This window comes from Pseudomonas abietaniphila, from assembly GCF_039697315.1.
In the GTDB taxonomy this organism is placed as follows: domain Bacteria; phylum Pseudomonadota; class Gammaproteobacteria; order Pseudomonadales; family Pseudomonadaceae; genus Aquipseudomonas; species Aquipseudomonas abietaniphila_B.
Genome location: NZ_CP155619.1, coordinates 3,703,990 through 3,729,712 on the forward strand (window position 1 = coordinate 3,703,990; position 25,723 = coordinate 3,729,712).

Consider the following 25,723-nt stretch of genomic DNA (forward strand, 5'->3'; position numbering starts at 1 on the left):
TCCTCGTTATTCGATTCTCAGCATCCATGTCGTCTCAGGGTGCCTCCGTCCGTTCGAATCAGGCTCAAGCTCCGACAATCCATTGCGCCGCAATATGATGTCTGGAGAGCCCGTGATGAGCACAACACTAAAAAACGCCAATCTGAGTGAGTCCGCCCAGGTCGATTCGGGGTCGGTTCAGCCGTTCACCCGCTCGCAAAAGATCTATGTTCAAGGTTCGCGCCCGGACATCCGCGTGCCGATGCGTGAAATCAGCCTTGATGTGACACCCACAGACTTCGGCGGCGAGATCAACGCGCCAGTTTGCGTCTACGACACCTCGGGCCCATACACCGACCCCAATGTCGTCATTGATGTACGCAAGGGCTTGGGCGAGGTGCGCTCGGCGTGGATCAACGACCGTGGCGACACCGAGCGTCTTGATGGTTTGAGTTCCGATTTCGGCCAGCAGCGCCTGGCCGATGCCGAGCTGACCAAGTTGCGCTTTGCTCATGTGCGCAATCCGCGCCGCGCCAAGGCCGGTGCCAACGTCAGCCAGATGCACTATGCGCGTCAGGGCATCATCACCGCCGAGATGGAATACGTCGCCATCCGCGAAAACATGAAGCTGCAAGAGGCCCGCGCCGCCGGCCTGTTGAAGCAGCAGCACGCCGGTCACAGCTTCGGCGCGAGCATTCCGAAAGAGATCACCCCTGAGTTCGTGCGCGAGGAAATCGCCCGTGGTCGCGCGATCATTCCGGCCAACATCAACCACGTCGAGCTTGAGCCAATGATCATCGGCCGTAACTTCCTGGTGAAGATCAACGGCAACATCGGCAACAGTGCGCTGGGTTCGTCCATCGAAGAGGAAGTGGCCAAACTGACGTGGGGCATCCGTTGGGGTTCCGACACCGTGATGGACCTGTCCACCGGCAAACACATTCACGAAACTCGCGAGTGGATCATCCGCAACTCGCCGGTGCCGATCGGCACGGTGCCGATTTATCAAGCGCTGGAAAAGGTCGGCGGTGTGGCCGAGGACCTGACTTGGGAGCTGTTCCGCGACACGCTGATCGAGCAGGCGGAGCAGGGTGTCGACTACTTCACCATCCACGCTGGCGTTCTGCTGCGCTACGTGCCGCTGACTGCCAAGCGCGTCACCGGGATCGTCAGCCGGGGCGGTTCGATCATGGCCAAATGGTGCCTGGCGCACCACAAGGAAAACTTCCTCTACACGCACTTCGACGAGATTTGCGAAATCATGAAGGCCTACGACGTCAGCTTCTCGCTGGGCGACGGGCTGCGCCCGGGTTCGATTGCCGATGCCAACGATGAAGCGCAATTCGGCGAGCTGGAGACCCTTGGCGAACTGACCAAGATCGCCTGGAAGCACGACGTGCAATGCATGATCGAAGGCCCGGGCCACGTACCGATGCAGTTGATCAAAGAGAACATGGACAAGCAGCTGGAGTGCTGTGACGAGGCACCGTTCTACACCCTCGGGCCGCTGACTACCGACATTGCACCGGGTTACGACCACATCACCTCGGGCATCGGCGCGGCCATGATCGGCTGGTTCGGTTGCGCGATGCTGTGCTACGTGACGCCGAAGGAACACTTGGGTCTGCCGAACAAGGAGGACGTGAAGACCGGGATCATCACCTACAAGATCGCGGCCCACGCCGCGGACCTGGCGAAAGGGCATCCGGGCGCGCAGATTCGCGATAACGCCTTGAGCAAGGCACGCTTCGAATTCCGTTGGGAAGACCAGTTCAACCTCGGTCTGGACCCTGACACCGCACGTGCCTATCACGACGAAACCCTGCCAAAGGACTCGGCCAAGGTCGCGCATTTTTGCTCGATGTGCGGGCCGAAATTCTGCTCCATGAAGATCACCCAGGAAGTCCGCGAATACGCGGCCAACCAGAAGATCGAGGCGGTGGATCTGTCGGTGGCCGAAGGCATGCGCGAGCAGGCCGAGCGGTTCAGGCAGGAAGGCAGTCAGCTTTACAAGAAGGTTTAAGGCCTGACGATTGATCGTTCCCACGCTCTGCGTGGTAATGCCTTCGGTAACGCTCCGCGTCACAGTGGACGCGGAGCGTCCGGGTATGCGTTCCCACGCGGAGCGTGGGAACGATCAAACCGCGTCGCTTGATTCGCGAGCAAGCTCGCTCCCACAGGTGTTGTGTGCGCCTCGAAGCCGGGCAACAGAACACGCCCATGTGGGAGCGAGCTTGCCCGCGAAGACGCCGGTAATCGCGCTGCAAGAACTTGATGATCGTTCCCACGCTCCGCGTGGTAATGCCTTAGGTGACGCTCCGCGTCACAGTGGACGCGGAGCGTCCGGGTATGCGATCCCACGCGGAGCGTGGGAACGATCAAATACGGCCGAACCACTGTGGGAGCGAATTCATTCGCGATGCGGTGGTACATCCGATGAATATCTGTCGGATGTCCCCGCCCCTCGCGAATGAATTCGCTCCCACAGGTTCGTTGATCATCAGGCGGATTTTCCGTCAATAACTAACAATGCTCTTCTGAGATCACACCCTGTGAACACACCCGGCACTTACTCACCCGATATCCCCGTCCCCGCCGCCAAGCGGGTCTTTGGCGGGCGCGACCTGTTTTCCCTGTGGTTCTCCCTCGGCATCGGCCTGATGGTCCTGCAGACCGGCGCGTTGCTGGCGCCGGGGCTGGGCATGTCCGGCTCGATGCTGGCGATCTTCCTCGGCACGCTGGTGGGCGTTCTGCTGCTCGCGGCGGTCGGCGTGATCGGCAGCGACACCGGCCTCTCATCCATGGCCGCACTCAAGCTCAGCCTGGGGAGCAAAGGCGCGGCGCTGCCTGCGATTCTCAACCTGCTGCAACTGGTGGGCTGGGGCTCGTTCGAAATCATCGTCATGCGCGATGCGGCCAGTCTGCTCGGCGCAGGTGCTTTTTCAGAATCCAGCCTGTGGGCCAACCCGCTGCTCTGGACGCTGATCTTTGGCGCGCTCGCCACGCTGCTCGCCGTCAGCGGACCGCTCACCTTCGTGCGGCAGATCCTGCGAAAGTGGGGCATCTGGTTGCTGCTCGCCGCGTGCGTCTGGCTGACCTGGAATCTCTTCGCCAAAGCTGACCTGTCGGCATTGTGGGCACGCGCCGGAGACGGTTCGCTGCCGTTCGCCGTCGGTTTCGACATCGCCATTGCCATGCCGCTCTCCTGGTTGCCGCTGATTGCCGACTATTCCCGGTTCGGCAAGCGCGCGACCGGCGTGTTCGGCGGCACCGTGCTGGGCTTTTTCCTGGGTAACTTCTGGCTGATGACACTGGGCGTCGCCTACACCCTGGCGTTCGCGCCAAGCGGTGAAGCCAATGCGTTACTCCTGGCGCTGGCCGGCGCGGGCATGGGCATTCCGTTGCTGTTGATCCTGCTCGACGAATCGGAAAACGCGTTTGCCGACATTCACTCCGCAGCAGTTTCAAGCGGGATCCTGTTGAAAGCCAAGGTCGAGCATCTGGCGTTGGCCATCGGCGTTCTCTGCACGTTGATCGCCTGCTTCGCGCCATTGGCGCAGTACCAGAATTTCCTGCTGCTAATCGGCTCGGTGTTCGCGCCGCTGTTCGGCGTGGTGCTGGTGGATCACTTCATCCTGCGTCGTCGCAGCCATGGCGCCGCGACAGTGGGGTTACGCTGGATGACCTTGTTGGCCTGGGTGGGTGGTATCGCCACCTATCATCTGCTGGCGAATCTGTACCCGAACGTCGGAGCAACACTGCCGGCCCTCATCGTGGCCGGCGTGTTGCAACTGGTGTTGAGCAAAGCGATCAGCCCCGGCCAGGGAACAGTTCCGGCTTGATGATGCCATTGAGCTGAGGGTACGGAATCTTCAGCTCGATGTGGCCCATGGCGTATGGGGCGATGGTGGTGACCGGGTATTTCAGGATCACGGCACCGTACGTCAGGGCGACGTTGGAAGTTCGCTTGAATGGCCACATCTTCTGGAACTCGGCATCCTTGTCCACCTTGGTGCTGATCTGCCAGGCCTGGTGCGCCAGTTGGGCTTTGTCCCAGAACGCCGCTTCCTGGCCCGGCACCAGCATGTCGCTCAGCGTCAACACGCGTTGCTGTTGACGGGAGTAGTTGATGAACGCGCGACCGGGATTGCCCTGAGCACCGCCGGTGTCCAGGTAGCTCGACAGCTCGACCACCACGATACCGTCATGCTGCTCACGTACTTTGGCCTGCAAATAGCTGCTGTTGCGGCCTTGAGCGCGGCTCAGGAATTGTTCCTGATAGTCCTTGAGCGTCGGTGGTACCGGGCCGTCGGTGTCGCTGCGCGTCAGCTGCAGCAGGGTCCGCTGGGTGATGGCGTCCAGTTTCGGCTCGTCCGGGAAGTGAACGGTGTCGATGTTCACCAGCGGGCAGTCGTCCGTACTGCAGCCGGGTTTGACCAATTCGGATGCGTCGCGCTGAACGGTCAGCGGACTGCGATAATTGGGCTGGAAAAGGCTCTGGCAGGCGCCCAGTATCAGGGCCAGGCAGGCCAGCGAAATGATCTTCAGAAACGACATGTTGATCCTTGGCGTTGGCATAAAGGGCCATCACTGAGCAGTAACGGCAACCAGCTTCGACTGTAGGTGGCGCAATCAGTTCGCCACTGGACGGATTAGAGTGCCTTTCGCTTGCCCTCGTCTACCCTGACTGCCTGTTTTGCCCGAACGAGGGGCTGCATCCAGCGTGTTGGCACGTTAGGATGGCGCGAAGACTCAAGTGCTCTGCAGTGAGAAATGTATGACTGACACGACTAAATCGACGCCGACGAAGCACGAGATCACCCAGCGCGAAACCTGCTTCAAGGGGTTCTATCAGCTGGACCGTCTGCACCTGCGCCATGAGCTGTTCGACGGCGGCATGAGCCCGGAAATCAAGCGCGAGCTGTTCGTGCGTCATGACGCTGTCTGCGTTCTGCCCTACGACGCCAAGCGAGACGAAGTGGTGTTGATCGAGCAGTTCCGTGTCGGCGTGATCGGCAAGCATCCCAACCCGTGGCTGATCGAAATGGTCGCTGGCCTGATCGATAAAAAAGAGGAGCCTGAAGAGGTTGCTCACCGCGAAGGAGAGGAGGAAGCTGGGCTTGTTTTCAGCGCGTTGTGGCCGATCACCAAATACTTTCCGTCGCCCGGTGGCAGTAACGAATTCGTTCACTTGTACCTGGGTAAATGTGAAAGCGAGGGGGCGGGAGGGCTGCACGGTCTGGAGGAAGAGGCTGAAGACATCCGTGTGTCGGTCTGGTCATTCGATGACGCGATGCAAGCCGTGAAAGACGGACGCATCGTCAACGCGGCAGCTATCATCGCAATACAGTGGCTGGCGCTTAACCGCGCCGAAATCAGGGGGCTGTGGTCGTGAATCTTCTGCGCGAGCGCTACCGTGTCGACCTTGCCGGGCTGCAAGCAGCCTGTGAGGCGAACTACGCGCGCTTGATGCGTTTGTTACCTGACATGCGCAATGAACAACGTTCCCGCCGGGTGGCCGTCACCCAAGGCGATCAAATGCTGGGCGTGCTGGCGGTCGAGGTGATTCTCGACTGTCCCTACACCACCACGCTGCAGGTGCGCCAGGAGCACAGCCTGCCATGGCTGCCGGTGCCCGTGCTGGAAGTACAGGTTTACCACGACGCGCGCATGGCGGAAGTCATCGGCGCCGAACACGCACGGCGTTTCCGCGGTATCTACCCGTATCCCAATGCCGACATGCATCAGCCGGATGAAAAGGCCCAGCTCAATCTGTTCCTGGGGGAGTGGTTGAGTCACTGCCTGGCGTGTGGGCATGAGTTCGAGTCGGTGCGCTGAAGTTGTAGGGTTTTTCCATTAGCCTGGTTCTTGAGTCTTTTGGCCTTGTAGGCCGTTTCTGAAAGTTCTGTTTTTATGATTTTTGGCTTTATTTTTTAGCCTTCCGAAAGCTAGGTTTGCACGATCTTTTCTATGAGGTCGTGCTCATGGCTTATCTCGGAACTCATCTTTATTCTTGTCATGCGATTCCGTTCAATTGGAGTGACACTTGGTTGGTAGTTGTGAGTGGGGATGGGATTAATTTTTGTGGCCATGCTTTGCTAAAGGCTGGCTATCACTATTTTCACGTTCATGGTTGGAATCGGCCCTTTCACCTCACTGAGTCGGGCTACCAAAGATATGTGAAAGAGGGAGGGAAGACAGAACTGTTTAGGCGTAGGGTTTATATTCCCAATCCAGAGGGTGCTCAAAGAAAGATTGAATCGCTTAGTGCAAATATTTGGTATTGGCTCGCTATTCCCAGTAATTGCGTGAGTTATGTAGAGGACGTTTTCCTTGCGGGTGGTGCAGATGACTCCATCTTTACCAATTGTCCTGCGAGGTGGGAATGAAAGTAATAAAGTTAATTGTCTATGGCATCGTCATAGGAGCGGTCATCAATTTTTTCTTCGAGATTTTCTTTGTTCCTCCTGGTGAGCCTGCTTCGGCGCTCGCTACCGGATCTGTATTCCTCACGGGCTTTCTATTGGGCGCATCAATATCACGTTATGTCTCATGGGGCTGGTCATTGGGAGGGATAGGCGGGATGTCGGCCGGGTTGATGGGGCCGACACCCCTTATGTTCTTTTTTCCTGATACCAGCTATGAAAAAGTCTTGCCTTGGCTTTTTCTAATTGCAGCAATTGGCTTTCCCCTTGGTGGCTACTACGTCGATAAAATGTTCCAGCGGTTAAGCGATTATTGGCGTGCACGATCTGCCGACCACGATAACTGAGAGCTGGCACTCATTTCGGCATTTGCCCGTCGACGCTCCAGCCACCATAATCCGGCCATACCCGCTCAAGGAGATGGCCATTGCCGAGCACACCTCTGAATTCGTCCTCCGTCCTGGTGGTGCAACTGTCGGACAGTCACCTGTTTGCTGAAGCGGACGGCGAGCTGTTGGGCATGGCCACACGGGCCAGCCTCAACGCAGTCGTCGATCGGGTGCTGGCCGAGCAGCCGGATATCGACCTGGTGCTCGCCACGGGCGATTTGTCCCAGGACGGCTCCGTCGAGTCTTATCAGGCGTTTCGCGAATCGAGTGAGCGCCTGTCCGCGCCCAAACGCTGGCTGCCTGGCAACCATGACGAACTTCGGGAAATGGCGATCGCCGCTCAGCAGAGTGACTTTCTTGAGCCCGTCGTGGACGTCGGAAACTGGCGTATCACGATGCTGGACTCTGCCGTTTCGGGCTCGGTGCCGGGTTATCTGGAAGACAAACAACTGCAACTGCTCGCTCAGGCATTGAGTGAGGCCCCGCAACGTCATCATCTGATCTGCCTGCACCATCATCCGGTGCCGATTGGCGCGGCGTGGATGGAGCCAATCGGGCTGCGTAATCCCGAGGCGCTGTTCGCGGTGCTGGAACGTTTTCCACAAACCAGAGCGCTGCTCTGGGGCCATGTGCATCAGGAATACGATCAGCAGCGTGACGGCCTGAGGTTGATGGCATCGCCGTCCACCTGCATTCAGTTCGCGCCCAACAGCGAGGATTTCAAGCTCGACGAACGGGCGCCGGGCTATCGCTGGTTGCGGCTGCATGATGACGGCCGGATCGAAACGGGCGTCTCGCGGATCGACGCCAGCCTGTTTCCGGTCGACCTCAGCGGTGCCGGTTACTGACGGGAAATGTTTCGAACCCCCAGCGAATGATCAACAAGCGAGTTTTCCCTCGGTTGTCCCTGTAAACTGCGTGGCTTTGCGTGTTGATGCGCCGCTTCTGGAGATAACCGCGTGAACCAGGATCACTCGACGCTTCTTTATATACATGGCTTGAACAGCTCGGCGATGTCAAAAAAAGCCACACAGCTGGCTGAGCTGATGAAAACCCTGGGGTTGAGCGAGCAGTTGCGGGTGCCGGAACTGCACCATCATCCGCGTCAGGCAATGGTTCAGCTGGAGAGCGCCATCGACGAACTGGGCGGTCGGCCACTGCTGGTCGGCAGCTCGCTCGGCGGCTACTATGCGACTCACCTGGCTGAGCACCATGGCCTGAAGGCTGTGCTGATGAACCCTGCAGTCAACCCGCATCAGCTGTTCGACGGTTTTCTGGGCACCCAACAAAACCTGTACACCGGCGAACGCTGGGAGCTGACGCACGATCACGTCGACGCGCTGGCCGAGCTTGAGGTGCCCGCGCCCCAAGATCCGCAGCGCATTCAGGTGTGGTTGCAGACCGGTGACGAGACGCTGGATTATCGGCGCGCCCAAGCGTTTTATCGGGCCTGCGCCCTGCGCATAGAAGGTGGCGGTGATCACGGCTTTCAGGGGTTTGCCTCAAAACTGCCTGCTTTGCTGAGCTTTGCCGGTTTCGCCCCGGCGCTTTTGCAGGCGATCGACGTGTCGGCGCTGTGAATAACGCGCCCGGATCGAGCTTTTGCTGAAACAAACATGTAGAACAGTGTCACTCCGAAATTTCATGAACGACTTGATGACGAGACCCCATGGCCAATCCCAGCGCTAGCTCTTATAACGCAGACGCCATCGAAGTCCTCTCGGGCCTCGACCCGGTCCGCAAGCGGCCGGGCATGTACACCGACACCACGCGGCCGAACCACCTCGCTCAGGAAGTCATCGACAACAGCGTCGACGAAGCCCTGGCTGGCCACGCCAAATCGGTTCAGGTAATCCTCCACGCCGACAACTCCCTGGAAGTGGCCGATGACGGTCGCGGCATGCCGGTGGACATTCACCCGGAAGAAGGTGTGTCGGGCGTCGAACTGATCCTCACCAAACTCCACGCGGGCGGTAAGTTCTCCAACAAGAACTACCAGTTCTCCGGCGGTCTGCACGGTGTGGGGATCTCCGTGGTCAACGCGCTCTCGACCCAGGTGCGGGTGCGGGTCAAGCGTGACGGCAATGAATACGAAATGACCTTTGCCGACGGCTTCAAAGCTAGTGAACTGGCGGTCATCGGCACCGTGGGCAAACGCAACACCGGCACCAGCGTGTATTTCGCGCCGGATCCGAAGTACTTCGACAGTCCGAAGTTTTCCGTCAGCCGCCTCAAGCACGTCCTGAAAGCCAAGGCGGTCCTGTGCCCGGGGTTGCTGGTCAGCTTCGAAGACAAAAGCACCGGCGAGAAAGTCGAGTGGCATTACGAAGACGGCCTGCGCTCGTATCTGCAGGATTCGGTCACCGACTTCCTTCGCCTGCCGGACGAGCCCTTCTGTGGCGCATTCGCGGGCAACAAGGAAGCGGTCGACTGGGCATTGCTATGGCTGCCGGAAGGCGGCGACAGCGTTCAGGAAAGCTACGTCAACCTGATCCCGACAGCGCAGGGCGGTACGCACGTCAACGGCTTGCGTCAGGGCCTGCTCGATGCAATGCGCGAATTCTGCGAGTTCCGCAACCTGCTGCCGCGTGGCGTCAAGCTGGCGCCGGAGGACGTCTGGGAGCGCATCGCGTTCGTGCTGTCGATGAAGATGCAGGAGCCGCAGTTCTCTGGCCAGACCAAAGAGCGACTGTCGTCCCGCGAAGCGGCGGCGTTCGTGTCCGGTGTGGTCAAGGACGCCTTCAGCCTGTGGCTCAACGGGCACCCGGAAATGGGCATGCAGCTGGCCGAACTGGCGATCAACAACGCCGGTCGTCGTCTCAAGGCGAGCAAGAAGGTCGAACGCAAGCGCATCACCCAGGGTCCTGCACTGCCGGGCAAACTGGCGGATTGCGCGGGGCAGGACCCGATGCGCGCCGAGCTGTTTCTGGTTGAGGGTGATTCCGCAGGCGGTTCCGCCAAACAGGCACGGGACAAAGAATTCCAGGCCATCCTGCCGCTGCGCGGGAAAATTCTGAACACCTGGGAAGTCGATGGCGGCGAAGTGCTCGCCAGTCAGGAAGTGCACAACATTGCGGTCGCGATCGGTGTCGATCCGGGCGCAGCGGACATGAGCCAGCTGCGTTACGGCAAGATCTGCATCCTCGCGGACGCCGACTCCGACGGCCTGCACATCGCGACGCTGTTGTGCGCCTTGTTCGTCCAGCATTTCCGTCCTCTGGTCGATGCTGGTCACGTTTACGTCGCGATGCCGCCGCTGTATCGCATCGACCTGGGCAAAGACATCTATTACGCCCTCGACGAGGCCGAGCGGGACGGCATTCTTGATCGCCTGGTCGCTGAGAAGAAGCGCGGCAAGCCACAGGTCACGCGATTCAAAGGCCTGGGTGAAATGAACCCGCCGCAGTTGCGTGAAACCACCATGGACCCGAACACCCGTCGACTGGTCCAGCTGACGCTGGATGATTTCGAAGCGACGTCGGAGATGATGGACATGCTGCTGGCTAAAAAACGTGCGGGCGACCGCAAGACCTGGCTTGAGTCCAAAGGCAACCTCGCCGAGGTGCTGGTTTGATGCGAGGCGGATGGGCCGCGTTGTTGCTGGTCGCCACTCCCGTCTTCGCTGCACCGCTGCCGGAGCTCAAACTGCTTTCCGAGCACCCGGTCGACGACATGATCGGCGGAAACCTGTCCGGTCTGGCGTCGTGTAACGGTGTGCTATGGACGGTATCGGATCGCGATGACACGTTGCTGTACAGCCTCGATACCTCAGCGACCGTCTGGAAAGCCCGGGCGCAGGTCCTTGAGATTCCGCCGATTCCTGACAGCGGCTTGTCACCGACGCTGCGCGCCATGGCCAAGGCGTCAGCCCTGGTTCGCGGTGGCGATCTGGATTTCGAAGGCGTGAGCTGTGACGCGGCAGGCAATCGCTATCTGGTGAGCGAGGCCTACGCGACGGTGCTGAAGGTCCCGGTCAATGGCGCGCCGATCTGGCTGGAGCTGCCGAAAAAGGTGGTTCAGGAGGCGCAGTCCGCCGGCATGCTGCAGCATTTCAACGCCATATTCGAAGGCATTGCCGTGAGTCCGGCTGGCGACAGGTTATGGCTGGCCGCCGAGCGCGAGAAACGCGGGCTGTTGACCGCGCATCTGGGCAAAGACGGTTGGACCTGTGATGCCAGCTGTATTCTGCGCGTGGAGTCCGGCAACGACGTCTTGCCTCCGCAGTTGGGTGGAAAGTCAGTGGCCAAGGACTTTTCCGACATCTCGCTGTACAAAGGCAAGCTGTTCACCCTTGAGCGCGCGGCGTATCGCATCTGTCGGCGCACCCTGGAAACGGGTCAATTGGAGACCTGCTGGTCGTTTGCAAAGGAAGCGCTGCAACCCAACCGGCTTTACGATCAGAAATACGGCCTGACCGAAGCGCTGATCGTGGACGACAAGGGCGCCTGGGTCGGAACCGACAACAACTTCGGTGTCCGCGCCGATGGTGAAAAACGCCCCATCGTCTGGCGCTTTGCCGCGCCTGAAGGTGGCTGGAGTGCGAAACCTTGACTCAGGCGCCTCCCGGCAAGCGCGCCGGGCGCCTGATGTTGATCATTGCCTGGGCCGCGGCGCTGTTTCTGGCGACGCGGTTTTTTGGTGAGTGGGAGCAACGTCAGGAGAACCCGAACACCAACGTCAGCTCTGAACACGGTGACGGTTACGTCGAAGTGCAACTGGCGAGCAATCGCCAAGGGCATTTCGTCATGACGGGGCAGATCAATGCGCGTCCCGTGCAGTTCATGCTCGATACCGGCGCGACCAACGTTGCGATCCCGGAGGCGGTTGCGGACACACTGCGGCTCGAACGAGGCGCCAGGGTCGAGGTCAGCACGGCCAATGGTCGTACCGAAGCCTTCCGGACCACGCTGGAGCGAGTGCAGATCGGCGATATCGTCCTGAATAACGTGCGCGCCCTGGTGGTGCCCGGTCTGGACGGAGAAGAGGTGCTGCTGGGTATGAGTGCCGTCAAACAACTCGAATTCACACAGCGCGGCGGCACATTGCTGCTGCGTCAGACGACAAAATGATGAGGCCCGCATGAGCGACTCCCTTGACCTCAGCCTGGACGGCGTAGAACGCCGGTCACTGGCTGACTTCACCGAACAGGCCTATCTCAACTACTCCATGTACGTGATCATGGACCGGGCCCTGCCGCATATCGGCGACGGTCTGAAGCCCGTACAGCGGCGCATTATCTACGCCATGAGCGAGTTGGGCCTGGACGCCGACGCCAAACACAAGAAATCGGCGCGTACCGTCGGTGATGTGCTCGGTAAGTTTCACCCGCACGGCGATTCGGCCTGCTACGAAGCCATGGTGCTGATGGCGCAGTCCTTCAGCTATCGCTACACGCTGGTGGACGGCCAGGGCAACTGGGGTGCGCCGGATGATCCCAAATCCTTTGCGGCCATGCGTTACACCGAAGCCCGTCTGTCGCGCTACTCCGAAGTGCTGCTCACCGAGCTGGGCCAAGGCACGGCAGACTGGGTGCCGAACTTCGACGGCACGCTCGATGAACCTGCCGTTTTGCCGGCGCGTTTGCCGAATATCCTGCTCAACGGCACCACCGGCATCGCCGTGGGCATGGCGACCGACGTTCCGCCGCACAACCTGCGCGAAGTCGCTTCGGCCTGTGTGCGCCTGCTGGACGAGCCAAAAGCCACCATCGAGCAGCTGTGCGAGCACATTCAAGGCCCGGATTATCCGACCGAAGCCGAAATCATCACGCCGCGCGCCGACCTGTTGAAAATCTACGAAACCGGCCGTGGCTCGGTGCGCATGCGCGCCGTGTATCGCGTTGAAGATGGCGACATCGTGGTCACTGCGTTGCCACATCAGGTGTCCGGCGCCAAGGTGCTGGAACAGATCGCCGCGCAGATGCAGGCCAAAAAGCTGCCGATGGTCGCCGACCTGCGTGACGAATCCGACCACGAGCATCCGTGCCGGATCGTGATCATTCCGCGTTCCAACCGCGTCGATCCTGAAGAGCTGATGCAGCACCTGTTCGCGACCACGGAGCTTGAATCCAGCTACCGCGTGAACATCAATATCATCGGTCTGGACGGCAAGCCGCAGCTGAAGAACCTGAAAGCGCTGCTCTCCGAGTGGTTGCAGTTCCGGATCACCACCGTGCGCCGTCGTCTGCAGTTCCGTCTGGACAAGGTCGAACGCCGCCTGCACCTGTTGGACGGTTTGCTCACCGCGTACCTGAACCTGGACGAAGTGATCCACATCATCCGCACCGCCGAGCACCCGAAAGCAGAGCTGATCGCGCGCTTTGAACTGTCGGAAATCCAGGCGGACTACATCCTTGACACCCGTCTGCGTCAATTGGCGCGTCTGGAAGAGATGAAGCTGCGCAGTGAGCAGGATGAGCTGCTCAAGGAACAAGCCAAGCTGCTGGCCCTGCTGGGCAGCGAGACCAAGCTGCGCAAGCTGGTCCGTACCGAGCTGATCGCCGACGCCCAAACCTATGGCGATGACCGCCGCTCGCCGATTGTCGAGCGTGCTGAAGCCAAGGCGCTGTCCGAAAACGAACTCATGCCGACTGAACCTGTGACCGTCGTGCTGTCGGAAAAAGGCTGGGTGCGTTGCGCCAAGGGCCACGACATCGACGCAACCGGGCTTTCGTACAAAGCGGGGGATGGCTTCAAAGCGGCGGCGGCAGGACGTTCCAACCAGTTTGCCGTGTTCATCGACTCCACCGGGCGCAGCTACTCGCTGGCCGCCCACACGCTGCCGTCGGCACGAGGGCAGGGCGATCCATTGACCGGTCGCCTGACACCGCCTCCTGCCGCAACCTTCGAGTGCGTGTTGTTGCCGGATGACGAGGCGCTGTACGTCATCGCCTCCGATGCGGGCTACGGCTTTGTGGTCAAAGGCGAAGACTTGCAGGCCAAGAACAAGGCGGGCAAGGCGCTGTTGAGCCTTCCGAACGGCGCCAAAGTCATCCTGCCGCGGCCGGTTCCTGATCGTGAGCAGAACTGGTTGGCCGCTGTCACGACGGAAGGTCGTCTGCTGGTGTTCAAAATCAGCGACCTGCCGCAACTGGGCAAAGGCAAGGGCAACAAAATCATCGGTATTCCTGGCGAGCGCGTCGCGAGTCGTGAGGAATACGTGACGGACCTGGCCGTCATTCCCGAGGGCGCGACCCTGGTGCTGCAAGCGGGCAAGCGAACGCTGTCTCTGAAGCCGGACGACCTCGAACACTACAAAGGCGAGCGTGGGCGACGTGGCAATAAGCTACCGCGGGGCTTCCAGCGCGTTGACGCGTTGTTAGTGGAAAGCACTACGTAAACAAGAGATTTCAGTGCTCGATCTTCGTTTCGTCACGAAGATCGACGCAGAATCGCTGGAGTCATCGCGCATATTCACGGATGATATGTCGTCTTGAGGTGCGGGCGTGGCTGTGTGCCTTCATGTTTTCTTGAGTATTTGACAGTGTGGCGCGCCGTGCGGCGTCCACTTGGACGGAATGATGAATTTTCTACGCGTTCCATTTGTTCTGTTGTTGACCGGCGTTCTGGGTTTGGCCGGGTGCAGCGTTCATCAACCTACATCGCTTTACCAACTGGACAGTGGCAATCCTGGGCAACCTAAGCAAAGTGCCGGGGTTGCGGTTTTGCTGGGCCCGGTCTCCGTTGCTGACTATCTGCAACGTGAAACATTACTGCAGCGTCAAGCTGATGGCAGCCTGACCGCGTCGACAGACGGTCGTTGGGCGGGCAGTCTGTCTGCTGATATCGATCAACTGCTCCTGCGCCAATTGGCGTGGAAGCTCGACAGCCAGCGCGTGGTCATGGCGCCAGCAGCGGCCAACTTCACGCCGGACGTTCAAGTCGTATTGTCGATCACGCGTCTGGATTCTGGTGAGAATCAGCCAGCGGTCCTCGACGCGCAATGGCGCCTGTTGGACCGTCGCGGCACTGTCCGTGACAGCAAGCTGATTCACCTGGAAGAGCCGCATGCCGGCACCTCGGCCGCACAGGTCAAGGCGCAGGGCGTGTTGTTGCAACGTCTGGCCGAGCAACTGAGCGCGGCGGTCAAACCGGTTGCGAGTCAGCCATGGGTTGCTGAAGAGCCTAAGAAAGCCGCTCAGCCTGCCAAGACCCGCACCGATCAGGACAAGCCGAAGATTCCGATGGCCTCTCCGATCCGCACCGATCTGGAAGTGTTCCGCTTCTAACTCAAGCGCAAACAAAAAAGCCCGCAGCGATGCGGGCTTTTTTGTGGGTGTCGATCCGTCCTGATATGGCAGCTCCCCCAAAGGAGGTGGCTGCCGAGGTATCAGGCCTTACGCGCCTCGTGCATGCGCGCGAGCTGGCGTTCCAGCATCGATGGGTACGGCTCCATGAGTCGCTCCACACAGCTGGCGCCTTCGGGGCTTGCGATCGGGCGGATGCGGGCGCGCTGACGGATGGTGTGGTCTTCACTGATCTTGCGCTCGACCAGCAGCAGGTTGCGGCTGTGTTGAGACAAGGCCAGCGCATCCTGTGCGGTTTCGGTCAGCAGCAGGTCGATCTGGTTCATGCCGTGCAGACCTTCACCCAGTGTCAGACCCAGCTGCAATTGCAGCGTGATGCCACTGTCCGCGACCTCAATCTGCAGCGCGTGGCTGAGGGCGCGCAACAGCTCACCGCAGCAAATCGCGTTGGTCAGGTAATCGTCGCCGCTGTCCTGGGTGCTGAAAACCATCAGGGAGCTGCCGTCGTTCAGCGTGTGCAGTTCGCTGTCGTAGAGCGATGCAGCCTGATCGATGCAGTCGCGGTATCGCTCCAGCAGCTCGGTCAGCCGGGCGCGGGGCAGGCGACGAAGCTGTTCTTGCGAGCCCAGCTGGACGGCCAGCACCGCGCTGTATTGCGGCTGGGACGGCACGACAGGCAGCACAGGGCGTGGAGCAGGCTTCTGGGCGGCGGGCGAGTTGTCACGAAGGTCGGCGAACGGGTCTTCTTCGTCCTCCTCATCTTCCTCGGCCATGATCCGGCGGGCAGGGATCGCCGTGGCGCGCGGCTTGGGCGCGTCGTCGAATTCCGGGTCGTTCAGGTCGCTGGCGTCGAACTCGGGCGAAGCGTCGTCGTCTTCGTCGACGGGCTCAGGCTCCGGAACCGGGGCGGGTTCCGGCTCAGGCGGCGCGTAGGACGCCTTGAGCTGGCGCGCCAGGTCGCCGATCTCGTCCTGACGGTCGGTCGCCGGGGTGTACGGGTCGATGTAACGCAGCCACATGCGCAGTTGCAGCATGGGCGTCGAAATATGCCGCCCCAGGCGCAGGCTCAAGGCCAGTGCAAGCGCGAGCAGAATCCCGGCGAGAATCCCCATGCTTTGAAGGCTGATGGTCAACGGCTGCTGGAACTGGCTCATGTCCAGGCTGATGCGAAGCGTGCCGGCGACGACGTCCTGGAAGGTGACCTTGATCTCGTAAAGACCTTCGGCCTCACCCAGAAGCCCGTTTTTCGGGCGCTGACCGGCTTCCGCGAGAATACGGTTGTCGACGCTGTAAATGGCGGCGTGAGCGACCAGCGGATTCTTCACCAGGTTGCCCAGCAACACGTTGAGGCTGAGGATGTCGTTGGACACCAGCAGCTCCGTGGCGGAGGTCGCGGTTTGCGTAGTCAGGGCCTGTCCCAGCGCGTCCGCCTGTTCGTGCATGGCTTGCTTGAACTGCAAGCCCATCACGCAGGCGTAGATCACCAGCGCCAGCGCGACGAGGATCACGTTGTGGCTGGCGATACGCAAAGCAATCGGAACACGTCGGTGACGCAATGCCCGGAAGATCAGCAAGAAGAAGTTATCGGTTTTTACTGGCGTGGGCCGGTTCACTGAGCACGGCTCTCTTGGAAGAAGTTGGGGCGCAGTATAGCGAGCGACCCAGTAGCGGCAAAGCGCTCACTGTGCCCGGCGGTCACTGAAAGTGAGTAGAATGCGGTTTTTTTCCACTGCGGGGGTGCGCCTTGCGCGAAATTGTCCTGATAAACATCACCGGTGAAGACCGTCCGGGTCTCACCGCGGCCATCACTGGCGTGCTGGCCGACGGTGGCGTCGATGTTCTGGATATTGGTCAGGCCGTGATCCATGACACGCTGTCGTTCGGCATTCTGGTCGTGATTCCGGACACCGAAAGCGGTGCGACGGTACTGGATCGGGTCCAGGCAAAGGCAGACGAGTTGGGGCAGCAGGTCCTGTTTACCCACGTCAGCGAAGACGACTACCAGCATTGGGTCGACGATCAGGGCAAGGACCGGCACATCGTCACGCTGCTGACCCGCAAGGTCACTGCCGAGCAATTGCAGACGGTCAGCTCGATCACCGCAAAGTACGGGCTGAACATTGACCGCATCGATCGCCTCTCCGGCCGTATGCCGCTGGACATGCCGAGCGGCAAGGGCAAGGGCTGCATCGAGTTTTCCGTGCGCGGCGAGCCTGCCGACGCTCAGCAGATGCGCGCCGAATTTCTGCACGTCGCACAGGAATTGAACGTCGATATCGCGTTTCAGCAGGATTCACTGTTTCGTCGCAATCGCCGTCTGGCGGTGTTCGACATGGACTCGACACTGATTGAGGCCGAAGTGATCGACGAACTGGCCAAGGCCCATGGGGTTGGCGACCGTGTGTCAGAAATCACCGAGCGCGCCATGCGCGGTGAGCTGGATTTCCGCGCCAGCTTCAAAGAGCGTCTGGCGTTGCTCAAAGGCCTGGATATCAAGGTTCTTGACGAGATCGGCGCGTCGTTGCGGCTGACCGAAGGTGCCGAAACCCTGTTCGCCGAGCTCAAGCGTCTGGGTTACAAAACCGCGATTCTGTCGGGTGGTTTCACCTACTTCGCCCGTCAGCTGCAAGCCAAGCTGGGTATCGACTACATCTTCGCTAACGAGCTGGAAGTGGTCGATGGCAAATGCACGGGCGTCGCGGTCGAGCCTATCGTCGATGCTCAGCGCAAAGCCGATCTGCTGCGCGAACTGGCCAGCAAGGAAGGTTTGAGCCTGGAGCAAACGATCGCGGTCGGTGACGGGGCGAACGATCTGCCGATGCTGGCGATAGCCGGGCTGGGCGTTGCGTTCCGAGCCAAGCCGTTGGTGAAACAATCGGCCAAACAGGCGATCTCGACGCTGGGTCTGGATGGCGTGCTCTATCTGCTGGGTTTCCGCGATCGGGAAGGGCGAAGCGCTTAACGCCATCGCTGAGTGCTCATTCCTACTCTAAGGCGTGAGCTTGCTCGCGATGGCGTCAGATCAGGTGCCACGATGGCGATGGCTCTATCGAATCGCGGGCAAGTTCACTCCACAGAGCTGAGGGTGGGTGCAGAATTACAGCACGGTCCACAACGAATCGAATTCCTGCTCCGGGCCCGCTTCCGGCGCGCTCTTTTTCGGCCCTTCCAGCACTTCATATTCGAATTGGTTGTAGCTGCCTGTCGTCGCGCGGCGATTGCTCAGGCTGGCGCGACGTTCATCGCCGCTGGTGTTGATCATCACCTTGCTGCCGTCTTCAAACGGCAAGCGGGGGGCGATCACGGTGGCCGGCACATCGATCGCACGGACCTCGGGTAGCAGCAGGGCGCGCAAGTATTGACTGCTTTGCTCGGCACGCAGCAATTGCATGCCGCAGGCCTGTGCAAACGGGGCAATCAACTCGACGCCCATCTGCGTTCCGCCGCTTCGCACCTGACGCACCCAGCGCACGACGGCAATACTCCAGCCGTGGCCGTGGTCCTGAATCCCGATCATTTCTCCGGCCTGCAACTGGTCCGGTACGTCTTTCGGCCAGGCCAGGCAGTAGCCGCCGGGGCTGTGATTGACGATGTGCAGTGCGTAGGTGGGAAAGCTCTTCTGGCCGTCAGCCGCTGCGGCTGCTTCGGACTCGCTGCCCTGATATTCGATTTCTTCAAACGGCAGCATGCTGCTTGAGCTGCCGCTGCGTTGCACATCCATGGCTTGTGCCCATGGGTCATGACGAGTCGGTTCCAGTGGCTGCAACGTGTACTCGGCAACCCTGCTCACCGTCGTCGCGGGGACCAACAGCAAGTCGCTGAAGCATTTCTGGCCGCCGACAAAATAGTGCAGGGCGCTCATGCCGACGCAGACGGTCAGCGTGCCTTGGCCGGGCGTGCGTTGAAAGGCGCGCTCCGACACGTCGCCCCAGGCCGCCGCGAGGTGTTGCAATACGTCAATCGACAGACCGGGTGGCACGTGCAGGTACGACTGCGAGCGCTGTTCGATCGGCAGTTCCATGTAGCGGTTCAGCGCGGCGGACAGGGCTTGCGGGTTGATACCCAGCAAACTGGCGCGCTGGTCCTCGGCATACAGCGAGGTGTAGCGCGGCGCGGTGTCCGTGCTGGGGGATACCGCGTACAGGCTGGTCTCGTCCAGCGGTTGCTGCAACGTCACCATCGCGCTCCAGGCGTCCAGCGCATCGGCCAGCTTGCCGATGTTGTGCTGACGCATCTGATTGCAGCGCGAGCAACCCATCAACAGGGCAACGAGGTAGGTCTGTTCTACCGTCAGCGTGCGCGTGTGATGCGCCTGGTTGTCGGCGACAGGAATGTGATGCAGCTGGTTTTGACGGGCGATCTGGTAGATCTGGTGAAGCTCCAGCCACAAACCATCCTGCACAGGGCAATACAGCTGGTTGGCTCGAATCAGCGGGCCATTGAGGCAATGCATCGCCCTTTGCAGGGCGGTGGTCAAAAGCGTGGTGCGATCCCTGGTGAGCCGTGGCGCGACGCGCGCGATGATCTGTTTATAGCCAATGGCAAGATGGTTTTGCAGGGCCTGGCACAGGTTGGCAACTTTGCGCGGGCGCTCTTCCAGGACCACCGACTGATTGAGGAAATGCCGCTCCAGGTGCTTGCACACGAAAGACACTTCCGGGCGCAGCAGCTCAAGCAGTTGCAGGCGGTTTTCGCTGGGCGTGAGGAGTTGGTTGAGTTCACCCAGGCCCTGATAAAGCTGGCGGGCCATTTCGCCGAGGTTGGCTTTGGGGAGCGTGGAGATCCAGCGCTTCAGGTCTTTGGGCGTCGCGTCACAGAACGACAGGCTCGACTGCGTCGGCACAGGTGCGCGCAACAACAGTGGGAGACTTAAATTACTCATGTGACAGGCAAACCCCAACAACTACTGGCTCGGACGGCTTGGTGGACACTGCGGTGCAGTGGCACGCGGTCAAGCGAAACGAGCGAGTGTACGTCAATTGAAAGCGAAGTTTCCTACAACACCGATGGACGACTTTAGCAGCATCAGTTCCTGATCGCAGCCTTTAATATCAAAGTGACACCGTATCAGTCTTGATACATCAGGGGTGAGGCGGCCAGCGACGGCCTGCAAGACTTTGCAGGCGCGCCAGAAAACCGTTTCAGAATTTAACAAGCAATAATCAGGCCTGGACGGGCGCCGCCAGCAATTGACCCATTTGCACAGGCGAACCTGCCGCCAGATGCTCCGCCCACTTCACCTGGTTTGGCCCGAACAGCACGATGGCGGTCGAGCCCAGCTTGAAGCGGCCCAGCTCTGCGCCCTTCTCCAGATGGATCGGAGCCCGCGCGGCCTCGTCGTAGCGGAACGTTTTCAGCTCGCGTTTCGGGGGTGTGACGAGGCCGGCCCACACGGTTTCGATGGACGCAACGATCATCGCGCCGACCAGAACCACGGCCATCGGGCCGCGCTCGGTGTCGAACAGGCAGACCACGCGCTCGTTGCGGGCAAACAGTTCGGGAACGTTTTCGGCGGTCGTCTGGTTCACCGAGAACAGGCGACCCGGGACGTACACCATCTCGCGCAGCGTCCCTGCCAGCGGCATGTGGACGCGGTGATAGTCCTTTGGCGACAGGTACACGGTCGCGAATTCGCCACCCATGAACGGCGCTGACAGGCGGGCATCGCCGCCCAGCAGTTCCAGTGCGCTGTAGCTGTGGCCTTTGGCCTGGAAGATACGACCGTGCTCAATCGGACCCAACTGGCTGACCGCGCCGTCGGCAGGGCAGAGAATCGCACCGGGCGTTTCGTCCAGCGGACGCGCACCCGGTTTCAAGGCGCGGGTGAAGAAGTCGTTGAAGTGCGGGTACGCGGTGAAGTCTTCGACCAGTGCCTGCGACATGTCGACCTGATAACGGCGCACGAACCACTGCGTGAATGCGTTCTTGAACCAGCGCACGCGGCATTCGGCAACGCAGCCGGCCAGGCGTGACAGCAGATGGTGGGGAAGCAGGTATTGGAAAAGAATAAACAGACGCTGTTTCATCAAGATTCCTAAAACGTTCAAAAAGGGCTTTTCGACAGGTGAAACCAGTGGGGCAGCGGGAGTGCCCGGTTATTTCTCGATCGGCGTATCCGGGTGGTTGCCCCATTCGCCCCACGAGCCGGCATAGCCTTTGATTCGTGGGTAACCCAGGGCCTTGGCCACCAGATAGGTGAAGCCGGAACGGTGGTGGGTCTGGCAATGGGTGATGACTTCTTTGTCCGGCGTGATGCCCAGGCTTTCCAGAATCTGCGGCATGTCTTTGCGGATGCGCAAGTTGCGCGCCTGATCCATGCCCGCGGTCCATTCAAAGTTGACGGCGCCGGGGATGTGTCCACCTTTGGCCGCCACTACTTTCTCCCCCGAATACTCGGTCGGACCGCGCGCATCCCAGACCGCGAGATCAGCGGCGCCCAATCGGCTTTGCAGGTATTCACGGGTGGCGGTGGGTTCGTCGTGGAGCGTCAGCGGGACGGGACCGCCAACCGGTGCCGGTACGTCGGTGGACAATGGCAGGCCTTCGGCTTGCCAAGACAGCAGGCCGCCGTCCAGATAGTGATATTTCGAATGCCCGATCACGTCCAGCAGCCAGATGAAACGACCAGCCCAACCGCCGCCTTCGTCGTCGTAGACCACGTAGACCGCATCAGGGTTGTGCCCCAACTCACCGAACAGGGCTTCCAGCTGTGCCTTGGTCGGCAGCAGGCCCGGAGCTGGAGGTTGACCCAGTTGCGTAAGCTTGGGGTCAACGAACCGTGCGCCCGGAATGTGACCGGCCTCATAACGAGGTGCGCTGGTCAGATCAACCAGAATCAGGTCTGAAGCGCCGAGGCGTGCCTGCAGTTCTGCGGGCTCGATCACCAGCGGCAAGCTTGAGAAGGCAGACATGTGAGTCTCCAGATCACGAAAAAGAGGCGAATTGTAGCTCAGCCGTCAGGCATTGCGATGGCTAAAGGTCGTCAGCGCTTTCTCTATGCATTGGCCTGTTTTACCAAAGGCCTGGACGGTGACTTCCGAGAACGGACCGCCGCCCTGGTCTGCAACGATCAGCATCACCACGCGGCCATTGCTCGCCAGTGAACGAATCAGCAGGTTTTCCCCCGTGAACAGGTTGCGCAGTTGAGGTGGCAGCAGGGCCGAGAATTGAGCGTTGTTGGCAGGTGTCAGGCGCAACTGCGTCGCTTGGGCCAGTAATCGCTGCAGCACGGTGCTGTCTTTATAAGGAATCAGCAGGGCCGCTGCGGATTTATCCACCCCCGCGATCTGGTGCACGCGCAAGCTGTCGCTTTTGCGGTCGATCATTAGCAGCACTGCACGCTGCATGCCCGAGGCCAGCAAGGCATCACGTGCGCAGGTGGTCAGGTGCATGGCGTTGGTGAATGCGCTCGGCTCCCTGAGCAGGTCGCCGCAGTGCTTGCGCCAGAGCTGCAACGCCTCGGCGGAAGGGGGCGGCGCGGGTAGCAAGCCTTTATGCACCCGGCGCGCGTCCCATGGCCAGAGCAAGGCTTCGGCCGGATGCCAGACGCCCGGCGCCGCGTGTTGGCGCGCACTGGCCGCGGCATTCTGGTGCACCTGCTGCTGCAACTCCATCAAGGGTTGTTGCCGGTAAAGGCTTGTCAGCAACTGCCAGCGCAGGTTGTGTGGCGTGTCCCAGGCCTGTTGCGCCGATAACGCCAGACCGTTTGCCAGCAGGATGGTGTTGGCGGGTTGGTTGAGCCAGCGCTGCAACGGCAAATCGGCGTCCAGGGATTGCTGCTGTTTAAGGGGATCTTCGTTTTCGTGAGCAATGCGCAACACTTTCACCAGGTTGCGCTGTTCGCGGATCAGCAACTGATAGCCCTGTGTCACCCAGATCGGCAGTCGCCAGTGCTCGGCCAGCGCCTGGCACAGGCAAAGCAGACGAACGCCAAACAAGGACTTTTCGACACTCCGCGCCGACTCTCCTTTATGAATGACACGCAGCTCCCACTCTTCCAGCAGTTTGGGGTGGGCCAGCGCCATCGGCCACAACGGCGCGAGAAACAGCAGGCTGCCCAGGTGAATGTCCTGCCAGAGACGCGCCAGCTGGTTGGCGAACAAACCATAGGCCTGTTGGGTGGCGTGCTGGCTGATCATTTGAAGCTGGCGCAGCGCGACAGGGATGTCCTGCAATGCGACGCTGGGCAGGCGAGTGAGCAGGGTGGCCGTTCGGGCCAGTCCCAGTCGGTTCAGTGCGACCTCAAGACTTTCGGCCGGCTCAGCCAGGTCACTGCCGTGGACATTGGCCTCGCGCAGCACGCTCAGCACCAGCGCAGGGCTGTCTTGCATCAATTCGGCGATGTCCCGAAGCGAGCGGCGGCTGTCATTCAGCGCCGCGTTGACCTTCGCATGCGCGATTGCCGGGACAGGCAAGGCAATGCTGTCCAGTTGTTTGACCCAGGTGTCGAGTGTCTGCGGAACGGGGAGCGATGAGGCTTTATCTGATTGCATTCACAAGGCCCATACGGCTGGGAGGTTTTGATCGGCGTCGAATGATGGCATCATGCTGGCCTTTGCGCGGGTATGCCCGAGCCAGACGCCAGACAGGATTTTCACGTGATTTGACTATAGTCTGGCGCACTCATGCCGATAAGTAGAACAAGAGTTTTGAACGCTTCTCGCACAATGACCATGAACCCGACTCAGTAAGTATTCTTTATCTATGGCAAAAATCATCGGCATCATCGTCGTTTTCGCGAGCGTCCTCGGCGGCTACGTACTTTCCCACGGTCAGATCGCTGCGTTGATCCAGCCTTTCGAGGTCCTGATCATCGGCGGTGCTGCGTTCGGCGCATTTTTGCAGGCGAACCCGGGCTACATGACCATGCACGTCATCAAGAAATCCTTGAAGATGTTCAGTTCGCGTTTCACTCACGCCTTTTACCTTGAGGTGTTGGGCCTGATCTACGAGATCCTCAACAAGAGCCGTCGTGAAGGCATGATGGCGATTGAAGGCGATATCGAAGAGCCGGAAAACAGCCCGATCTTCGCCAAGTACCCGAGCATCCTCAAAGACACCAAGATGATCGCGTTCATTTGCGACTACTTGCGCATCATGTCGTCCGGCAACATGGCCCCTCACGAGCTGGAAGGCCTGTTCGACATGGAGCTGTTGAGCATGAAGGAAGAGCTGGAGCACCCGTCCCATGCGGTGACCGGCGTGGCCGACGGTATGCCCGGTTTCGGTATCGTCGCGGCGGTACTCGGTATCGTGGTGACCATGGCGTCCCTGGGTTCCGGTGACAAGGCTGCGATCGGGATGCACGTCGGTGCAGCGCTCGTGGGTACCTTCTTCGGTATTCTTGCGGCTTACGGTTTCTTCGGCCCGCTGGCCACCTCCCTGGCGCACGACGCCAAGGAAGAAATGAACGTGTTCGAAGCCATCAAGGCCTCGCTCGTGGCTTCGGCTTCGGGCGTGCCGCCTTCACTGGCGGTCGAGTTCGGTCGCAAGGTTCTGTATCCGGCGCACCGCCCCAGCTTCAGCGAGCTGGAACAAGCTGTCCGCGGTCGTTGATCCATGGAAAATAATCAGCCAATCATAGTCAAGCGCATCAAGCGCTTTGGCGGAGGGCACCACGGCGGCGCCTGGAAAATCGCGTTTGCCGACTTCGCGACGGCAATGATGGCGTTCTTCCTCGTGCTGTGGCTGATGTCCTCGGCCACGCCTGAGCAGTTGATCGCCATTGCCGGTTACTTCAAGGACCCGGTCGGTTTTTCCGACAGCGGCTCGCCTTACGTCATCGACCTGGGCGGTTCGCCCGAGATGTCGCCTGACCAGACGCTCAACCCTGAGGTGAAGAGCACGCCCGCGCCGGACAAAGTGCCTGTCGATGCCGACAAGCAGGATGCCGCCGCTGAGCAGGTCGAGCAGGAACGCTTGGAAATGCTGCTGCAGGAGCTCCAGACCAAGATCAACGAGAACCCGCAACTGGCCAAATTCAAGGATCAGATTCTGTTCGAGATCACCCAGGACGGCCTCCGCATCCAGATCATGGACGCCGAGAACCGGCCAATGTTCGACATCGGCAGCGCACGTCTGAAGCCTTATTTCGAAGACATCCTGCTGGCCATGGCTGACACCATCAAGGCTGTGCCGAACAAGGTCAGCATCAGCGGTCATACCGACGCGACGCCGTATGTCGGTAACAATGGCTTCGGTAACTGGGAGCTGTCGGCCAACCGCGCCAACGCGGCTCGCCGGGCATTGACCGCCGGAGGATACCCGGATGCGCAGGTTGCACGTGTCGTGGGCTATGCCTCGTCGTCGCTGTACGACAAGGAGCACCCTGAAAATCCGATCAACCGCCGTATCGACATCGTCGTGCTGACCAAAAAGGCTCAGGCACGCATCGAAGACGCTCAGAACGCCGGTGAGGCGCCGAGAACGGACGCTGCACCTGCGCCGACGTCGCCGACCGCCCCGGCCGGCAAGCCCGGCGCATCGACCGCCACGCCAGCGGTCGATCCACAGGCTTACGCCCAGCCCCATGAGATCCGGCAGAAGCTGAACATCTTCGATCAAGGGCAACTGAAGTTCGACGAGACCAAGAACTGACCGTGAGACCGTGGTCGTCCGGGCGGGTCTCTCGCGAATGAATTCGCTCCCACAGTGGGAATGCATTTTTCCTGTGGGAGCGAATTCAT

The 25,723-nt window shown here is 60.3% G+C and carries 21 protein-coding genes; 15 read left to right on the plus strand and 6 right to left on the minus strand.

The window, feature by feature from the left end; all coding sequences use genetic code 11:
* Positions 1-115: 115 nt before the first annotated feature.
* Complete coding sequence (gene thiC / locus ABDX87_RS16395; protein WP_346828833.1) at positions 116-2,002, plus strand: phosphomethylpyrimidine synthase ThiC; 1,887 nt, start codon at positions 116-118, stop codon at positions 2,000-2,002.
* 529 nt (positions 2,003-2,531) lie between these two features.
* Entirely contained in the window at positions 2,532-3,821 is a 1,290-nt protein-coding gene (gene cytX / locus ABDX87_RS16400) for a putative hydroxymethylpyrimidine transporter CytX (protein WP_346828834.1), read from the plus strand.
* Here the strand turns inward: cytX and ABDX87_RS16405 are convergent.
* Positions 3,790-4,536, minus strand: a complete 747-nt coding sequence (locus tag ABDX87_RS16405; RefSeq protein WP_346828835.1) for an RsiV family protein — start codon at positions 4,534-4,536, stop codon at positions 3,790-3,792. The two genes, cytX and ABDX87_RS16405, sit on opposite strands and share 32 nt — an antisense overlap.
* A gap of 220 nt (positions 4,537-4,756) precedes the next feature.
* Here ABDX87_RS16405 and ABDX87_RS16410 point away from each other — a divergent pair, with 220 nt between their 5' ends.
* The 10 genes from ABDX87_RS16410 to ABDX87_RS16455 all read left to right on the plus strand — a co-directional run bounded on the left by ABDX87_RS16410 (position 4,757) and on the right by ABDX87_RS16455 (position 15,020).
* Positions 4,757-5,374: an NUDIX domain-containing protein gene (locus ABDX87_RS16410; protein WP_346828836.1), complete on the plus strand. Its 618-nt coding sequence runs from the start codon at positions 4,757-4,759 to the stop codon at positions 5,372-5,374.
* Positions 5,365-5,817, plus strand: coding sequence for a DUF1249 domain-containing protein (locus ABDX87_RS16415; RefSeq protein WP_074751781.1), 453 nt, complete (start codon positions 5,365-5,367; stop codon positions 5,815-5,817). The genes ABDX87_RS16410 and ABDX87_RS16415 overlap by 10 nt, the downstream gene beginning before the upstream one ends.
* A 547-nt stretch (positions 5,818-6,364) precedes the next feature.
* On the plus strand, positions 6,365-6,751 hold the full coding sequence (locus ABDX87_RS16420; RefSeq protein WP_346828837.1) for a hypothetical protein: 387 nt from the start codon (positions 6,365-6,367) through the stop codon (positions 6,749-6,751).
* 80 nt (positions 6,752-6,831) lie between these two features.
* The gene (gene cpdA, locus ABDX87_RS16425; RefSeq protein ID WP_346828838.1) at positions 6,832-7,641 is read left to right on the plus strand and encodes a 3',5'-cyclic-AMP phosphodiesterase; all 810 of its coding nucleotides are present in this window, start codon (positions 6,832-6,834) and stop codon (positions 7,639-7,641) included.
* Between the two features lie 111 nt (positions 7,642-7,752).
* Complete coding sequence (locus ABDX87_RS16430) at positions 7,753-8,373, plus strand: YqiA/YcfP family alpha/beta fold hydrolase (RefSeq protein ID WP_431061155.1); 621 nt, start codon at positions 7,753-7,755, stop codon at positions 8,371-8,373.
* 89 nt (positions 8,374-8,462) lie between these two features.
* Positions 8,463-10,367: a DNA topoisomerase IV subunit B gene (parE, locus tag ABDX87_RS16435; protein WP_346828839.1), complete on the plus strand. Its 1,905-nt coding sequence runs from the start codon at positions 8,463-8,465 to the stop codon at positions 10,365-10,367.
* On the plus strand, positions 10,364-11,344 hold the full coding sequence (locus ABDX87_RS16440; RefSeq protein WP_431061156.1) for an esterase-like activity of phytase family protein: 981 nt from the start codon (positions 10,364-10,366) through the stop codon (positions 11,342-11,344). Before parE ends, ABDX87_RS16440 begins: the two co-directional genes overlap by 4 nt.
* A gap of 35 nt (positions 11,345-11,379) precedes the next feature.
* Positions 11,380-11,862 (plus strand): retropepsin-like aspartic protease family protein, encoded by a 483-nt coding sequence (locus ABDX87_RS16445; protein ID WP_346833540.1) that lies wholly within the window; start codon positions 11,380-11,382, stop codon positions 11,860-11,862.
* Positions 11,863-11,872: 10 nt separating this feature from the next.
* Positions 11,873-14,131, plus strand: a complete 2,259-nt coding sequence (gene parC / locus ABDX87_RS16450) for a DNA topoisomerase IV subunit A (RefSeq protein ID WP_346828841.1) — start codon at positions 11,873-11,875, stop codon at positions 14,129-14,131.
* A gap of 181 nt (positions 14,132-14,312) precedes the next feature.
* A complete protein-coding gene (locus tag ABDX87_RS16455) occupies positions 14,313-15,020 on the plus strand; it encodes a PqiC family protein (RefSeq protein WP_346833541.1) in 708 nt (235 codons plus the stop codon).
* A 101-nt stretch (positions 15,021-15,121) separates the two neighbouring features.
* Here the strand turns inward: ABDX87_RS16455 and ABDX87_RS16460 are convergent, their stop codons facing one another.
* Positions 15,122-16,651 (minus strand): histidine kinase, encoded by a 1,530-nt coding sequence (locus tag ABDX87_RS16460; protein ID WP_346828842.1) that lies wholly within the window; start codon positions 16,649-16,651, stop codon positions 15,122-15,124.
* A gap of 131 nt (positions 16,652-16,782) precedes the next feature.
* Here ABDX87_RS16460 and serB point away from each other — a divergent pair, with 131 nt between their 5' ends.
* Positions 16,783-18,000, plus strand: a complete 1,218-nt coding sequence (serB, locus tag ABDX87_RS16465; RefSeq protein WP_346828843.1) for a phosphoserine phosphatase SerB — start codon at positions 16,783-16,785, stop codon at positions 17,998-18,000.
* A gap of 135 nt (positions 18,001-18,135) precedes the next feature.
* Here serB and ABDX87_RS16470 read toward each other — a convergent pair whose 3' ends face one another.
* The 4 genes from ABDX87_RS16470 to ABDX87_RS16485 all read right to left on the minus strand — a co-directional run bounded on the left by ABDX87_RS16470 (position 18,136) and on the right by ABDX87_RS16485 (position 23,530).
* Positions 18,136-19,920 carry a molecular chaperone gene (locus ABDX87_RS16470; protein ID WP_346828844.1) on the minus strand — a complete coding sequence of 595 codons (1,785 nt, stop codon included), beginning with the start codon at positions 19,918-19,920 and terminating at the stop codon, positions 18,136-18,138.
* Positions 19,921-20,200: 280 nt separating this feature from the next.
* Positions 20,201-21,070 (minus strand): archaetidylserine decarboxylase, encoded by an 870-nt coding sequence (asd, locus tag ABDX87_RS16475; protein WP_346833542.1) that lies wholly within the window; start codon positions 21,068-21,070, stop codon positions 20,201-20,203.
* Between the two features lie 63 nt (positions 21,071-21,133).
* Positions 21,134-21,949 carry a thiosulfate sulfurtransferase gene (gene rhdA / locus ABDX87_RS16480; protein WP_346828845.1) on the minus strand — a complete coding sequence of 272 codons (816 nt, stop codon included), beginning with the start codon at positions 21,947-21,949 and terminating at the stop codon, positions 21,134-21,136.
* Between the two features lie 45 nt (positions 21,950-21,994).
* Complete coding sequence (locus ABDX87_RS16485) at positions 21,995-23,530, minus strand: HDOD domain-containing protein (RefSeq protein ID WP_346828846.1); 1,536 nt, start codon at positions 23,528-23,530, stop codon at positions 21,995-21,997.
* Between the two features lie 211 nt (positions 23,531-23,741).
* Here ABDX87_RS16485 and motA point away from each other — a divergent pair, with 211 nt between their 5' ends.
* The gene (gene motA, locus ABDX87_RS16490; protein ID WP_093465081.1) at positions 23,742-24,593 is read left to right on the plus strand and encodes a flagellar motor stator protein MotA; all 852 of its coding nucleotides are present in this window, start codon (positions 23,742-23,744) and stop codon (positions 24,591-24,593) included.
* 3 nt (positions 24,594-24,596) lie between these two features.
* Positions 24,597-25,634 (plus strand): flagellar motor protein MotB, encoded by a 1,038-nt coding sequence (gene motB / locus ABDX87_RS16495; RefSeq protein WP_346828847.1) that lies wholly within the window; start codon positions 24,597-24,599, stop codon positions 25,632-25,634.
* Positions 25,635-25,723 lie beyond the last annotated feature (89 nt).